Source organism: Anaerolineae bacterium, assembly GCA_013178165.1.
Taxonomy (GTDB): Bacteria; Chloroflexota; Anaerolineae; order Aggregatilineales; family Ch27; genus Ch27.
Genome location: JABLXG010000023.1, coordinates 15,534 through 28,988, shown reverse-complemented (window position 1 = coordinate 28,988; position 13,455 = coordinate 15,534). Strand labels below are relative to the sequence as shown.

Here is a 13,455-nt window from a genome sequence, read left to right as displayed (position 1 = left end):
TTGCCTGCGGCCTGGCAATATGCAGGGGGCCGACGGTCCTGTCGCCTTCCGTTGCTACTCCTCTCTACAGCCCAGCGTGTTCAGCGTATCCACCAGCGAATCGTGCAGCTTGGTCAGCAGCTCGGAAAACCGGGCCTGCTCACCAGCATCCAGCGCCTGATTGAAGCGGTAGGCCACGGCTTCTTCATGCGCAGCGCGGGCCGCCTGTAGCAACTCGACCCCGGCGGGAGTCAGCGCCAGCCGCCAGGCGCGACGATCGTCTGAATCCGAAGCGCGAGTCACCAGCCCATCGCGCTCCAGTTGATCAACAATGCGGGTGATCGTGCTCTTGGCCCGCAGCAACCGATCGCTCAGCGCGGTCAGGCGCACATCGCGCTCCTCAGCCAGTGCTTTGAGTACCCGATACTGGGGCAGAGTCAGGCCAAAACGCTGCAGTACACGCCGATCGCCGTCATCGAGGAGGACATAAATGTTGTGGATCATACGGTACTGCAGCTGAACCGAAGTGCGTGCCCCGGGAGATACATGATCCAAGACCAGCTCCTTATTAAGCAGGGAGTAACAAGGGCACTGATCGTCACGCAGATTGTTCGGGCTGCAACGATTGCGGTTGCAATTATTTTATGCCGGATGGCCCCGATCGTCAAGTTGAACAAAAGCTCACTGGATGATTCGCACAAGTCAACGCCTGATCAGTTGAGGCGGAAGTTCTCCGCCCGGCGGGAGTCGCCCGGTTTTTCCAGCAGGGCGGCCAGCAGGGTGACCTCGCGGCGGTAGAGGACATTCAGGTCGGTCACCAGTTGTAGGGCATCGGGCGCGGCCAGGAGGGCCTGCTTTTGCAACGGGGGGACCTGAAGCAATGTGGCGGCCAGATAGGCAAAGGCCAGCGGGTCCCGGGGCAGATGCTCAATGGGGACAGTGTCGATCTGCCCGGCGCGCTTGAGCGCTTGCAGGTAGCGTTCTACCCAGCCGCGTAACCGGCGATCGGCCCGCCGCAGTGCCGCCGTGTCCTCGCCGGGCAGCGGGATCAGGCTGACCTGGCCGATCAGGTACGGCTGGGTCTCCGCATCGAGCGTTTCGATCAGGAAGCGGCTGCGCCCCAGCGCGCTGATGTTCAACCGGCCCTGGCTGAGCGTCTCCACCTCCAGGATATGAGCGGTGCAACCGATGCGGTACGGCACGGGCAGCGGGCCGAGCGCTTCCGCGCCATGCTCGATCAGCACAACGCCAAAGGTCAGCGTCTGCTCCAGGCAGCGCCGGATCATCAGCTTATAGCGTTCCTCAAAAACGTGGAGGGTCAGCGGCATACCGGGGAACAGGACGGTGTGCAGCGGAAACAGCGGAAGCTCAATCATGATCGTCCGGCTTCTACTCAGGTTTTCGGGCGGGCGGCGGTGATGTTACCTTTACCATAGCACAACTTTCGCCCAGGCCCCATACGCGCCAGCAACGGGCAGAAGAAGAGGCAGGAGGCGGGAACAGAGGCCGGGAGGCCAGATGAGGGGCAATTCCTAGCTTACCCCCCCATCCGGCCTCCCGCTTCCTGATTCCCTGCTCCCCGCTTTTCTATTGCACCGTCACCATCGCCTGGTATTCCAGCGTCCGGTTATCGATGGTATAGACGCGCAGAATGTAGGTCGTGGTAGCCAGTGGGCATTCCTGGCGCGTGCCGTTCGGCCCGACAGGCTGCCCCTGGTAGTAGATCTGCACCGCGCCGGAGGTGTTCCAGATCAGGTCGACGCACTGACCGGCGGAGATCAGGGCCGGGTTGGCGTAGAAGGAGATAATCACCTGCTGGCCGGGTTGCGGGCCGGAATAAACCGTGATGGTCAGTTCGCGGTCGATGGTCTGCCCGGTCAGGGTGACAGCCCGCAGGCGGTAGGTGGTCGTCTGGCGCGGACATTCCTCGCGGGAACCATTGAGGGCCACTGGCGCCGGTTCGCCGTTGTAGTACACCCGGTCAATAGCCTGGGTTTCCCAGCTCAGGGTGACACACTGGCCAAGCTGGATCATCTGAGCCGTGGCCCGGAATTCAGCGCGGGCCTGGGTGATGGCCACCGTCACAAAGCGCTGCTCGATCCGGTAGCCGGGCCGGACGACCGTCAGGCTGTAGCGGGTGGTCTGGGTGGGGCATTCCTGGCGCGCGCCCTGGCTGGCTACCGCCCGCGCCTTGTAGTAAACCGAGCCATCGCCCTGCACGGCCCAGCGCAGAGTGGTGCACTGGCCCGGCAGGATCGCTGTCGAGTCGGCGACGAAGCCGATCCCGCCCTCATCGATCGGCACAGAGGCGATGAACGGCGGCGGCACCCGCCCGCCGACGGCGTTCAGGTAGCGCCCGCGCACCCAGCCGCGGTAGGAGCCATATTCCACAAACACCCACAGCCCATCCGCACTGATCGAACGCGCTGAAACCGTGCGCCCGGCGGGGATAACGGTGATGACATTGGTCTCTTCAAATGTGGTGGCCGGGTCGTCCTCCACCACTTCAGGATCAGTGCGCAGGTGGACATCAACCAGCGCCTCGACGATGACATCGCCCAGGCCCAGCATCGGCGAGGGGGAGATCACCGCCGGAGGGACGTGATCGCTGGAGATGGGCAGCGTCGCCACGTCGCCGGATTGCAGCTCCAGGTACTGGCGGGCCATCCAGCCACCCTGGCCGTTATAGGTCACGCGCAGCCAGTTGAAGTTGGGGCTGATGGCCGTAGCGGTCACGGTTGTGCCCTGCGGAGCGGTGTAGTAGATGGCCGAGGCCGTGCTTGGCGCAGCACGCAGATGCAGATTGGCCGTCGTGACCAGCACAACCGGCGCGCGCTCCTCCTGAGCGGCAATCCCTGCCGCGCCGCTGAGCGCCAGCGCCAGCCCGGCCAGCAAGGCGATCAACAGCGCCAGCCGCCCCAGCCCGCTCCCGATTCTTCCACCGCGCAAATTCACCGCCGTGTGCATGGCCCGTGTCCTCTCCTGCCGCTGCTCTCCATGCCTGTAGCTCCATTATAGTGAAGCCGGGCCAGCGGGGCTATCCAACCCTCGTAACGGGTCGGAACGTCTTAGCCGCTCAGCGACAGCAGGTAAGCCATCAGGTCGCCGATCTGCTCGTCGGTGAACAGCTCGCGGTAAGTGCGCGGCATCAGGTTATCCGGGAAGCCTGGCACCACATAAGCGCCTGGATCGGTGATCGACTGGTACAGGTATTCCTCCACGCTCAACCCAGGAACATGCCCGGCGGCATGGCTGGCCACGTTGAGCAGGCCGGGGCCGACCAGTTGCTCCTCCGAATCGACCCGGTGGCAGGTGGCACAGGCAAAGCCAACCTCGCTGAACATCGTGTTGAACAGTTCTGCGCCCCGGCCTGGATCGCCCAGCGGGACGGGTAGCTCGGCGGGCTGGGCGGATCCCACAGCAGGATGCATGTGCCCGCCGCTATCGGCGTCAGTTGCTGCCGGGGCGTCTGCTCCGGCTGTTTCTCCGCTGCCGGAGGTCGATTCCTGGCCTTCAACAGCAGCATGGCCGTTGTCGCTCACCCCGTGTTCGCCCTCGCTGATATAGGCTGGCGCGCCACAGGCTGCCAGCAGCAGCACTGCCAGGGCGAGGAGCGCCGCCATACGTAAGATTCCGGTCATGGTCTTCTGTCCCTTGCTCCGGTAACTGTGAAAAACGCAGCAAACGAATTGGATTATAACAGTCTGGAAAATGACTGGCAAGCAGGCAAAGGAGGCCGGGAGACCCCCGCTGAGGCATGGTATGCCAGCCGCCTGCCCTGTTTCCACCCACTGTTCGCGGCTCTTTGCGGCCTGCCGACGGGCTGGCCTACCGGTTTCTCCTGTCGCTTATTGTCTGCCTCTACAGGTAACCGCGCCGCCGGAACTCCCGCAACAGTACGGCCACCACCGCCGCCATCATCAGGATGACAACCGGCACCCCCCACCAGGCCTCAAACGGCGGCCAGGTCTGCAGGAAGTTCATCCCGTAAAAGCCGCCGAAGACAGTCAGCACGCCGATGGCAACTGTGATCACCGTCAGGCGGTTGACGATGACGTTCAGGCGGTTGGAGGTGGCCGACATGTACAGGTCGATCAGGCCGGTGATCATGTCGCGCTGGACGCTCATCATATCGGCCAGCAGGGTCAGGTGGTCGATCACATCGCGCATGTAGTAGCGCAGATCGGTGCCGCCGCCCTGGATATCCCACTCGTGGGCCAGATCGTTGAGCATCTCCCGCTGCACCCAGACCAGCCGCCACACTTCCGCCCCCCAGCGTTTGAGCGTGAACAGGCGGTTGAGGCTGCTCTGATCCGGCTGGGCCAGGACGATATCGCTGAGGATTTCGCTCTCCTGCTCTATCGCGTCCATCACCGGGAAGATATGGTCGACCAGCACATCGGCCAGCACGTAGCACAGGTGGCGGGCAGAAGCGGCCAGCTGCGCCGGGGCGCGGCAAACCCGGCGCAGCGCCTCCTCCACCAGCGGTTCCGGGGCGGCATGAACAGTGACCAGGAAGCGCTCCCCCAGAAACACATCCAGTTCACGGGTGGCAAATGTCTCGTCCCCGTTCAGGGTTACCGCGTTGAAGATAATGAATGTCTCGTTCGCGTAGGTCTCAACCTTGGGACGCTGTTCCTGGTTATGAGTGTCCTCAATAGCCAGCGGGTGAAAACGGAACACTTCGCTGAGGACATGCAGGTCTTCGTCTGTCGGGCCGGTCATATCAACCCAGAAGAGCGTGCCATCCGTCGCCAGCAACGCGGGCAACTCCTCTGGCGCGGCCTCGCGGACCACCCCCGGCGCAAACACCGTGATCTTCATGCTCGCCCCCTGAACTGCCTGCTCGCTAACGGTCGTCTGCTGGTGGGGTCAGCCCGATCCGCAGCAGGATCACCGCGATCAGGGCCAGGACCGCCCCGAACAGAAACGGCGCCCGCGGTCCGAAGCCCGCCCAGCCGCCGATCCCGCTCCACAGCAGGCCGGCGATCACGCTGGCAGGCAGGGCCAGTACGCCCACCGCCGCATTATACACGCCGTAAGCCGTGCCGCGCTTTTCCTCCGGAACCAGGTCGGCGACCAGCGCACGGGCGTTACCCTCCACCGCCCCATAGTAAATGCCGTACAGGCCGTACAACGCCCACATCTGCCATGCCTGTTCCACCAGGGCGAAGCCCAGGTACAGCAGGCCATAGACCAGCCAGCCGCCGACGATCAGCCGGTAGCGGCCGATCCGGTCAGAGAGCACGCCCGCCGGGCCGGAGATCAGCGCGTAGATCAGGTTGAAGGTCAGCACCATCCCCATCACGCCGGCCACAGTCAGCCCCCGTTCCTGAGCGCGCAGGATCAGGAAGGCGTCTGCCGAATTGCCCAGCGTGAAGACCGTCACCGCCAGCAGAAAGCCATAGAAGCGCCGGTCAAAACCGCGCAGGGTCAGGCGCGGTGCTTCCGCCTGGCTGGTAACCGGCACATCCTGCGCCCCGGCGGCCAGGACGATCACGGCCAGCACCGCCGGGATGATGCTGGCGATCACGACCACCTGGAAGGTCTCCCGGCTGAGGGTCAGGCCGCCGGCCTGGGTCGCCAACACAATCAGCAGGGCGATCAGGATGCCAGTCGCCGCGCCGAGCGTATCGCCCATGCGGTGCAAGCCAAAGGCCAGGCCGCGGTGATCGGCGTCGATGCTGGCGGCGACCAGGGCGTCACGCGGGGCGGTGCGGATGCCCTTGCCGATGCGGTCCGTGACGCGCACAGCCAGCACCCCCCACCACGACGTGACGATGTACAGAAACGGCTTGGCGACGGTTGAAAGGCCATACCCGGCCACTGTCAGCCACTTGCGGGCGCGCAGCCGGTCGGAAAGCCAGCCGGAGAAAATCTTGAGCAGGCTGGCGGTTGTCTCCGCGATGCCTTCGATCAGGCCGATGACGTTGGTCTTGACGCCCAGCACGTTGGCCAGGAAGAGCGGCATCAGGTCAAAGAGCATGTTGCTGGAAACATCGGTCAGGAAGCTGGTGGCGGTGACCACCCAGACATTGCGCGGCAGGCTCCGCCAGGCGGGGCGGGAAGCTTCGGTACGGGGGATGGTGGTCTGAGACATATGAATGGCGCTATTTCCCTTTCGGTGCAGATCACAGCGCTTTGCGAACAATGAGCAGCAGGCGATGCTCGTTGGTGGCGATGCCGCGCGGCGTAGTATAGGCGGCGGCGATGTGCGCCACCTGCTCCCAGTGGCGGGCCATGTCGAAGTCTTCCGGCAGGGGAACCGCCTGCAACCAGAAAACCAGCGAGTTCAGGTCGGCGTAGTAGTACGGCACGTTGTACTCCGCCCGGCACACGATCGCGCACCCGCGAGCCTGGAAGGCCGCCGCCACGCTGTCCGGGTCCTGCCCGGCCACTGCGCGGTACTGCCCGCTCGCCGTACAGCCAAAGACGCGGGTGATGTTTTCGGCGTTACGCGGGCCGACCTGCTGGGTGATGAACAGGCCGCCGGGCCGCAACACGCGCACTGTTTCGTCCACATGGATGATGGCCTGGCGGTTGAGCACCACGTCAAACGACTCGTCAGGGAAATGCAGGTCGTGGATGGGCATCGTCAGGAAGGCGATCCGCCCCGCCAGCGCAGGCGGCAGGTTGGCCTGGGCCGCCTGGATCAGCGCTTCATCCGGGTCGATCCCCACGCCACGGGCAAAGAAGCGGGCCAGGCTCAGGAATTGCCGCCCGCTACCTGTACCAATATCCAGCACGCTGTCGGTCGGGCGCAGGTAGCGGCGCACGATCTCGGCGTAATACCAGGGCACGGGGTCGCGGGTGGCGCGTACGCGGGTATAATCCCGACGATGCCACCCCCCGACCCGCGCCGCCACCGCCAGCAGGTGCTCGCGAGAGAGCGGGTTGCGGTTCACGGCTCCGGCCCTCCTCCGGCCTCTTACATTCCGGCATACCGCTCATTGCCAGTGTTATCCCGGCGGGGGAGGTCTGTCAAGCGGGCCAGGTATGTTTTTGTGTGCAATTTGCGCCGGGGATGGTATGCTGGCAGCCTGTACGCAAAGGGTGATCCGGCGTGCCACCGGGGGATGAGCTATGGTCGTTGCCACCTGCCAGATCGAACTCACTTTGCCGGGCGTCAGCTCGCTCAAGCAAAAGCGCAGCGTGCTCAGAGGCCTGATCGCCGGCGTGCACAAGAAGTTCCATGTTGCCGCGGCGGAGGTCGACCTGCATGATGTGTGGCAATCCAGCACGATCGGGCTGGCTGCCGTCAGCACCAGCGCCAGCCATGCCGAGCAGGTGCTGGAAAACGTCGTGCGCTGGATCGAAGACTACCGTCCTGACCTGGAAGTTGTGGACTACGCCATCGAAGCCATTCATGTTTGAGGGACGGCGAGGACTATGATCGCAGTCATTGACTACGAAGCCAGTAACCTGCGCAGCGTGCTGCATGCCCTTAGCCACCTGGGCGCGGCGGCCCGCGTGGCCGCTGTACCGGACGATCTGGCAGGCGCGCAGGCGATCATCCTGCCGGGGGTGGGCGCTTTTGGGGCGGGCATGGCCCGTCTGCGGGCGCGCGGCTTTGAACCGGCCATCCGGGAAGCCGTCGAGCGCGATGTGCCGCTGCTGGGCATCTGCCTGGGGATGCAGTTTCTCTTTGAGGTCAGCGAGGAACAGGGCGAACATGCCGGGCTGGGCCTGCTGGCCGGGCGGGTCGTCCGCTTCCCGACGCTGCCGGGCCTGAAGGTCCCGCACATGGGCTGGAACCAGCTGCAGCCCGTCCAGGAGTCACCGCTGCTGGCCGGGATCGCCGCCGGTGATTACGCCTACTTCGTCCATAGCTACCTCTGCGCTCCGACCGATCCTGCTGACGTGGTGGCTACCTGCGATTACGGGGTGGCCTTCCCGGCGGTAGTGGCGCGGGACAACGTCTACGGCGTGCAATTCCACCCGGAAAAGAGCCAGGCGGTCGGCCTGCGCCTCCTGCGTAACTTTGTGGCAATGGTGGGCTGAGCGCCTATATTGGATTGAGTGTCTATCCGCCGCCTGGGCTGGATAACGAGGGGTTTAAAACCTTTTGTCTGGGCTCCAAAACGGATTTGCAGACAGGTTGCCTATGATTCTCTACCCTGCCATCGATCTGCGCGGCGGGCAGGTTGTCCGCCTGCAACAGGGCGATCCCGCCCGCCAGACCCATTACAGCGCCGACCCGCTGGCCGTCGCCCACCGCTGGCAGGAGGCCGGGGCAGCCTGGCTGCACGTGATCAACCTGGACGGCGCTTTCCAAACGGCCAATGATAACCTGGCCGTCCTGGGCAGGCTGGCCGGCCTGGGCATCCCGATTCAGTTTGGCGGGGGCATCCGCTCACTGGAGGACGCAGCGCGGGCGTTTGACGCGGGCGCAGCGCGGGTGATCCTGGGCACGGCGGTCGCTCAGGACCCGGCGCTGGTAGAGGCGTTCGTGGCCCGCTGGGGAGCGGAGCGGCTGGCCGTCGCCCTGGATTCACGCGGCGGGCAGGTAGCCATCCATGGCTGGCAAGCGGCTTCCGCCTGGACGCCGGTTGAACTGGGGCGGGCGCTGGCCCGGCGCGGGGCGGTACACGCCCTGTACACCGATATCGTCCGCGATGGCGGGCTGCAGGGAGTGGACGTGGCCGGTACGGCCCGCCTGGCGGTGGAAACCGGCCTGCAGGTCATCGCCTCCGGCGGCGTGGCCAGCCTGGAAGACATCCGCGCCTTGCGGGCGACCGGTCAGGTGGCCGGGGCAGTGGTGGGCAAGGCGCTGTACGAAGGCGTCTTCAGCCTGGCTGACGCCCTGCGCGTCGCCGCTGATCTGTCCTGAGCCGGGCTTATTCCCGCCCCGGCAGGCCAAAGCGGTAGGCCCGCCGCTTGGGGTCCATGGCGTCGGTTAGGGTAGTCTCGTTGCGCGTGCCCCAGGTCAGGTGGATGTCCTTAACGAAGGTAGCCAGCAAATCCAGCGCCAGGGCGACAAAATCGGTGTTGTCCATGTCGTCCTGTTGTTTGGGCCAGCCATAGCCCCAGGCAAACCAGGAACCATCGAGCAGGACAATCACATCGTAGAAAGCGGTAGCCTGCAGGTCGTCGCCCTGCAGGAGAAAGAAGGCCAGCCGCCCGCATGGCTCCTTGAAGGCCTGGCCGGGGATCATGGCCTCATCGTTGACGTTGGGCCAGGCAACACCTGCCAGCGGCACGGCGGCGATCCGCCAGTCTTCGATCCCGATCTGCAGGACGCGCCGCCAGCCACCTACGGGGTGCTTGGAGTAGCGCGGGGCGCTGATGTTCTGTACGCCCGCCTCGTTCAGGCGGCGGATGCCTTCCTCAAAACCGGCGAACAGCCGGGCGGTGAAAGCTTCCATCCGCCGTTCCAGCAGTTCCACCTGCAGCTGGCGGCGGGTCATGATCGTCTTGATCTCTTCCAGTGCGCTGGCCCGTGCTTCCTCATTCTCGCGCATAGGTCTGTGACTCTCCCTGTCACCGGTCGGATTGGTGCCGACAGCGGCGCTGTCAGTGGCTGCACGGATTGTACACCGACCTCTGCGGCAGGGATAGCGGCCAGCGGGCAGGGGGCGCTCCAGCGGCGCTCCAGCATAGAACGCCCGCAAAAGCAAGCGGTCCGCCACCTGGACGGACCGCTGCACTTGAAACTGGAGCCAGCTGAATCGCTTCTTTCCGCGCGGTGGTGGGATCTTTTCCCCTGGCGGAGACTGCCCTCCCAAGGCGCCATTCCGGCGTACTTACAACGATCTGTTGTAGATGAGGCGTCCCGCGCCCGCTATCCCGACTGCCAGCCGTTGGCGGGTATTCAGGCGGCTCCCCCATTGGTGGCCCTGGCCAATGGGCATTGTTTGGTTACGGGCCGTTGTTATTTTCACTCTACAACGACTCAGGCCAGGGATCAAGCCTGCCTGTGCAACGTGCCTAATCCTGCCAGGCATGAATCACCGCCGGCAAGACGGCACAGGCGGGGTGCATCCGGCCCGGCGCGCCCCGCCTGTTTCAGGACTTGCTGCACCAGCTGTTAGCGCACCGTCGCAAAGGTGACCTGCACCTGCACCTGGACGCTGAGCTGGCCCTGCTGGATTCCGCCGCCCCCGCCCAGGCCGCGAGCCGCCATGTCCATGACCACGCCCTGGCCAAAGGAGTCGCCCTCAACCACAATCGTAGGCTCGCCCAGGGTCACGCCGATAGCCTCAGCGATCTGCGCGGCGCGTTCGCGGGCGTTTTCCAGGGCAGCCAGGCGGGCGTCGCGCTCCAGCGCGGCAGGGTCCTCCAGGCCAAAGGTTACGCCGTAGATGCGGTTAGCGCCGGCGGCCACTGCCGCATCGATCACGTTCTGCATCAGACTTGTGTCGCGCACGGTGATGCGCACGACATTGGTCACGCGGTAGAAGCGCGTCCCTTCAGCGGGAGTGCCTTCCGGAGTCATTGGTTCGTCTGACCAGACGCTGAAATCAACGGTCTGAATATCCTCGGCGGCGATCTCCAGGCCGCGCACGGCCTCGATTACGGCGTTCATCACACTGTTCGCCTCGCTCATCGCCTCGCTCAGGCTGGCGTTGCGCGTATCGACGCCCAGCGACACATAGGCGACATCAGGCGCGCCGCTGGCTTCTCCGAGTCCGCGCACGGTAATCGTGCCGGGGGCGGGACTTTGCGCGGCGACCGGCGCACCGATTGCGCCGCTGATGGCAAGCGCCGCCGCCAGAGCGGTCAGCGCCAGGGCAGCCATGCCGGTGATCATCCAGTGCTTCCTCATGGTGTAAAACTCCCCTCTACAGTATGGGCATCCAGAATATGATAGGTCGATGGCGGCGGGTCACGCCCGCCATACCCTATGACGCCTGTCGCGCCCCAAAAGTTCCCGGCTATACTGGAATGGCGGCGGGGATGGCACATCTGGCGGCCCCGCCGCAGGAAAGCACGATCACGTCAGGAGCATGCCGGATCATATGTCTGATAACCTGCCGCGTTTCCATCCGCGCCCCTACGACGCCGTCCACCGGTTTGCCGCCACGGTGCTTACCGCCCCTGGTCGGGACAAGACCAGCCTGCGCCAGCTCAACCGCTATGAGGACGGGCATTTCCGCGCCATCTTCAGCCTGGACTATTTCACCCTGGCGGAAGGGCAGAGCACACCGACTCGTTCGCAATGGAACAGCCTGAAAAAGAAACTCAAGCGGCACGACCGGCGCGTCTTTGTCTTTAAAGATCACGGCCTGCTCACCTTTCAGGGCGCGCTATGCGGCTACGTGGACTTCGGCTTTTTCGCCGGGTGAACACCCGGCAATATTGACACCCCTCGCCGCCTGCCGTTTAATAAGGGTAGAGGGTTCGCGTTGCCTCGCCTGAAGCACTCCGGCGATGGCGTGCTGGTTGTCTTGCGCTCCGGTCGTCTGCCGACCGGTGCTCCGTTGCTCCGCCCTTTCCGCTCCCATCACACCCCGGCGCCCCCCGGCAGCCGCTGCCGCAAGCTGCCTGCCTGCGGTAGCCTTCACCAAAGGAGGTAAGGTGTGATGCTCTATCGCCGTGTATTCACGCTTGCGCTGGCAGCGTTGGCCGGTTTGCTATTCCCCGCTGCCCTGGCCGCCCAGACCGGCGGAGCAGTTACGGAGGTGGTTTTTACGCCACGGGCCGCGCCCGTGCTGCTGCCCGGTCCGGCAGGGGCCTGGGATTCCGGCTTTGTCATGCCCGGCGATGTGATCTACGTGGACGGGCGCTTCCACCTGTTCTACACAGGCGGCACCTCCCTGGAGCGTGAAGCCTGGGCGGTAGGCTACGCCACATCGGAAGACGGCGTGATCTGGACCCGTTACGTCGGCAACCCGATCATCCAGCGCTGCCGCCGTCCTTTTGAGTGTGGTGTTTCCGTAGGGGCGGTCCTGCATGATGGCGGCTGGGTGCTGTACCTCAATCCTCACCCCCTGCCGGGGATCATGCCCGCTCGCTCGATCCTGCGGGCCACTTCCGCCGCGCCCACCGGCCCCTGGATGATCGAAAGCCAGCCGGTGCTGGAAGGCACATCCGGCTCATGGGATCACTACATCGCGGCGACCGACGCCGTCCGCCAGGATGACACGATCCTGCTCTACTACACCGGCTGGGATACCTACCTGCGGCCATCCATCGGCCTGGCCATCTCCCCGGATGGTCTGACCTTTGAGAAGTATGACGATCCGGAGGTGGAACTGCGGCCATTCATGCGCTACGACCCGGTGCTGGACGTTGGGCCGCCGGGTTCCTGGGATGGCGGCACGGTGCAAAAAGCCAGTGTATGGGCCGGGCCAGCGGGCTGGGATATGGTCTACTTTGGGCTGCCCTGCGCCCATGTAGAGGAGGCAGGTGTCTTGCCCGGCATCGGCTACGCCAGCAGCGCAGACGGCATCCACTGGACGCGCATCGGCGACGCGCCGATCGTGGCCCTGAGCGCCCTGGATGCGCCATGGTGGCCAACGCTGGTCGTCGTGGATGAAACATACTATCTTTACTATGGCATCCCTGCGGCGCGGGATACCAGCCTGTCGATCGGGCTGGCTACCGGCACGGTGACCCGCGAATAATCCTCCCTGAATGCACTTTTCCGCCTGCGGGAAGGTACGGCACGCCGACCGTACCTTCCCGCTCTGCTTATGGGACCCGGCGCAGGGTTAGGCAGGCTGCCTGTGGATAACCTGCCCGCTTATCCACCCAACCATCCCCAGCCATCCACAACTTCCGCCCGCCTTATCCACAATCTTCCCCTCGCTTATCCACAGATACCTGCCGGCGCTGCCGGGAGACTGCCCTGCCTCCCGGTCCCTTTTCCCGCTCGCTATTCCGCGACGACGAAAGGTCAGGGGCGAGAACCGCTGGCAGAGCAGACGCGATGTGTTATAGTTTGCTCCAGTGCCCGGCCACGCAATTCAAGAGGTAATGCGCGCTCATGCTCAAAGAGAAATATCCCGATCGCATCGAGGCGATCTTTGCCAAGTACCCCGACCGCCGTTCGGCGGTGATGCCCCTGCTTTACCTGGCGCAGGAAGAATACGGCTACATCACCGACGGGGCGCTGGTGGAGATCGGCGAGTTGATCGGCGTGGACCCCACCCAGGTGCGCTCCATCGCCGGTTTCTACACCATGTTCCGCGAGGAGCCGAAGGGCAAGTACTGGCTCCAGGTCTGCACCGATCTGCCCTGCGCCCTGCGCGGCGCGGAGGAGTTCTACCAGAAGCTGCTGGCCGAGCTGGGCGTGGAAGACGGCGGTACAACCGCTGACGGCCTGTTCACGGTCGAACGGGTGATGTGCCTGGCTGCCTGTGACAAAGCGCCGGTGCTACAGTGCAACTTCCATTATTATGAGAACCTGGACATGGCCGTAATCCGGGAATTGATCGCGGGCTGGCGCGCTGCGGCGGCAGCGGAAGCGTCAGCCAGCGCCGGGCAGCCGTCCGGCGACGGCGACGCCGGGTAAGACGCTCCGCCAGGTTGCCA

General features: G+C 64.7%; 15 protein-coding genes. 6 read left to right on the top strand and 9 right to left on the bottom strand.

All coding sequences use genetic code 11. The features are described 5' to 3' along the window. Positions 1–54: 54 nt before the first annotated feature. The 7 genes from HPY64_12950 to HPY64_12920 all read right to left on the bottom strand — a co-directional run bounded on the left by HPY64_12950 (position 55) and on the right by HPY64_12920 (position 6,884). Positions 55–483, bottom strand: coding sequence for a MarR family transcriptional regulator (locus tag HPY64_12950; GenBank protein ID NPV68045.1), 429 nt, complete (start codon positions 481–483; stop codon positions 55–57). A 209-nt stretch (positions 484–692) separates the two neighbouring features. Continuing rightward, entirely contained in the window at positions 693–1,355 is a 663-nt protein-coding gene (locus tag HPY64_12945) for an LON peptidase substrate-binding domain-containing protein (GenBank protein NPV68044.1), read from the bottom strand. A gap of 211 nt (positions 1,356–1,566) precedes the next feature. Continuing rightward, positions 1,567–2,946: an SH3 domain-containing protein gene (locus tag HPY64_12940; GenBank protein ID NPV68043.1), complete on the bottom strand. Its 1,380-nt coding sequence runs from the start codon at positions 2,944–2,946 to the stop codon at positions 1,567–1,569. Between the two features lie 101 nt (positions 2,947–3,047). Continuing rightward, entirely contained in the window at positions 3,048–3,620 is a 573-nt protein-coding gene (locus HPY64_12935; protein ID NPV68042.1) for a cytochrome c, read from the bottom strand. Positions 3,621–3,840: 220 nt separating this feature from the next. Further along, a complete protein-coding gene (gene corA / locus HPY64_12930; protein NPV68041.1) occupies positions 3,841–4,803 on the bottom strand; it encodes a magnesium/cobalt transporter CorA in 963 nt (320 codons plus the stop codon). A 25-nt stretch (positions 4,804–4,828) separates the two neighbouring features. After that, positions 4,829–6,079 (bottom strand): MFS transporter, encoded by a 1,251-nt coding sequence (locus HPY64_12925; protein NPV68040.1) that lies wholly within the window; start codon positions 6,077–6,079, stop codon positions 4,829–4,831. 31 nt (positions 6,080–6,110) lie between these two features. Continuing rightward, positions 6,111–6,884, bottom strand: coding sequence for a class I SAM-dependent methyltransferase (locus tag HPY64_12920; GenBank protein ID NPV68039.1), 774 nt, complete (start codon positions 6,882–6,884; stop codon positions 6,111–6,113). A 178-nt stretch (positions 6,885–7,062) separates the two neighbouring features. On the opposite strand from HPY64_12920, the gene HPY64_12915 reads away from it, so the two are divergent. From HPY64_12915 to hisA, 3 genes are all read left to right on the top strand, one after another. Further along, complete coding sequence (locus HPY64_12915) at positions 7,063–7,353, top strand: DUF503 domain-containing protein (GenBank protein NPV68038.1); 291 nt, start codon at positions 7,063–7,065, stop codon at positions 7,351–7,353. A gap of 15 nt (positions 7,354–7,368) precedes the next feature. After that, positions 7,369–7,980 (top strand): imidazole glycerol phosphate synthase subunit HisH, encoded by a 612-nt coding sequence (hisH, locus tag HPY64_12910; protein ID NPV68037.1) that lies wholly within the window; start codon positions 7,369–7,371, stop codon positions 7,978–7,980. Between the two features lie 97 nt (positions 7,981–8,077). Then, positions 8,078–8,809, top strand: coding sequence for a 1-(5-phosphoribosyl)-5-[(5-phosphoribosylamino)methylideneamino]imidazole-4-carboxamide isomerase (gene hisA / locus HPY64_12905; protein NPV68036.1), 732 nt, complete (start codon positions 8,078–8,080; stop codon positions 8,807–8,809). A gap of 7 nt (positions 8,810–8,816) precedes the next feature. Here the strand turns inward: hisA and HPY64_12900 are convergent, their stop codons facing one another. Both HPY64_12900 and HPY64_12895 read right to left on the bottom strand, forming a co-directional pair. Continuing rightward, entirely contained in the window at positions 8,817–9,440 is a 624-nt protein-coding gene (locus HPY64_12900; GenBank protein NPV68035.1) for a hypothetical protein, read from the bottom strand. A gap of 566 nt (positions 9,441–10,006) precedes the next feature. Next, positions 10,007–10,744, bottom strand: a complete 738-nt coding sequence (locus HPY64_12895) for an SIMPL domain-containing protein (protein NPV68034.1) — start codon at positions 10,742–10,744, stop codon at positions 10,007–10,009. A 193-nt stretch (positions 10,745–10,937) separates the two neighbouring features. On the opposite strand from HPY64_12895, the gene HPY64_12890 reads away from it, so the two are divergent. The 3 genes from HPY64_12890 to HPY64_12880 all read left to right on the top strand — a co-directional run bounded on the left by HPY64_12890 (position 10,938) and on the right by HPY64_12880 (position 13,435). Further along, positions 10,938–11,264 (top strand): hypothetical protein, encoded by a 327-nt coding sequence (locus HPY64_12890; protein ID NPV68033.1) that lies wholly within the window; start codon positions 10,938–10,940, stop codon positions 11,262–11,264. A gap of 234 nt (positions 11,265–11,498) precedes the next feature. Then, positions 11,499–12,545, top strand: coding sequence for a hypothetical protein (locus tag HPY64_12885; protein NPV68032.1), 1,047 nt, complete (start codon positions 11,499–11,501; stop codon positions 12,543–12,545). Between the two features lie 362 nt (positions 12,546–12,907). Then, positions 12,908–13,435 (top strand): NAD(P)H-dependent oxidoreductase subunit E, encoded by a 528-nt coding sequence (locus tag HPY64_12880; GenBank protein NPV68031.1) that lies wholly within the window; start codon positions 12,908–12,910, stop codon positions 13,433–13,435. The last annotated feature ends 20 nt before the right edge of the window (positions 13,436–13,455 follow it).

Coding starts and splice junctions, on each gene's coding strand:
- HPY64_12915 (NPV68038.1), top strand. CDS start 7,063: ATGGTCGTTGCCACCTGCCAGATCGAACTCACTTTGCCGGGCGTCAGC.
- HPY64_12935 (NPV68042.1), bottom strand. CDS start 3,620: ATGACCGGAATCTTACGTATGGCGGCGCTCCTCGCCCTGGCAGTGCTG.
- HPY64_12880 (NPV68031.1), top strand. CDS start 12,908: ATGCTCAAAGAGAAATATCCCGATCGCATCGAGGCGATCTTTGCCAAG.
- HPY64_12950 (NPV68045.1), bottom strand. CDS start 483: ATGATCCACAACATTTATGTCCTCCTCGATGACGGCGATCGGCGTGTA.
- hisH (NPV68037.1), top strand. CDS start 7,369: ATGATCGCAGTCATTGACTACGAAGCCAGTAACCTGCGCAGCGTGCTG.
- HPY64_12940 (NPV68043.1), bottom strand. CDS start 2,946: ATGCACACGGCGGTGAATTTGCGCGGTGGAAGAATCGGGAGCGGGCTG.
- HPY64_12890 (NPV68033.1), top strand. CDS start 10,938: ATGTCTGATAACCTGCCGCGTTTCCATCCGCGCCCCTACGACGCCGTC.
- HPY64_12925 (NPV68040.1), bottom strand. CDS start 6,079: ATGTCTCAGACCACCATCCCCCGTACCGAAGCTTCCCGCCCCGCCTGG.
- HPY64_12900 (NPV68035.1), bottom strand. CDS start 9,440: ATGCGCGAGAATGAGGAAGCACGGGCCAGCGCACTGGAAGAGATCAAG.
- HPY64_12895 (NPV68034.1), bottom strand. CDS start 10,744: ATGAGGAAGCACTGGATGATCACCGGCATGGCTGCCCTGGCGCTGACC.
- HPY64_12945 (NPV68044.1), bottom strand. CDS start 1,355: ATGATTGAGCTTCCGCTGTTTCCGCTGCACACCGTCCTGTTCCCCGGT.
- corA (NPV68041.1), bottom strand. CDS start 4,803: ATGAAGATCACGGTGTTTGCGCCGGGGGTGGTCCGCGAGGCCGCGCCA.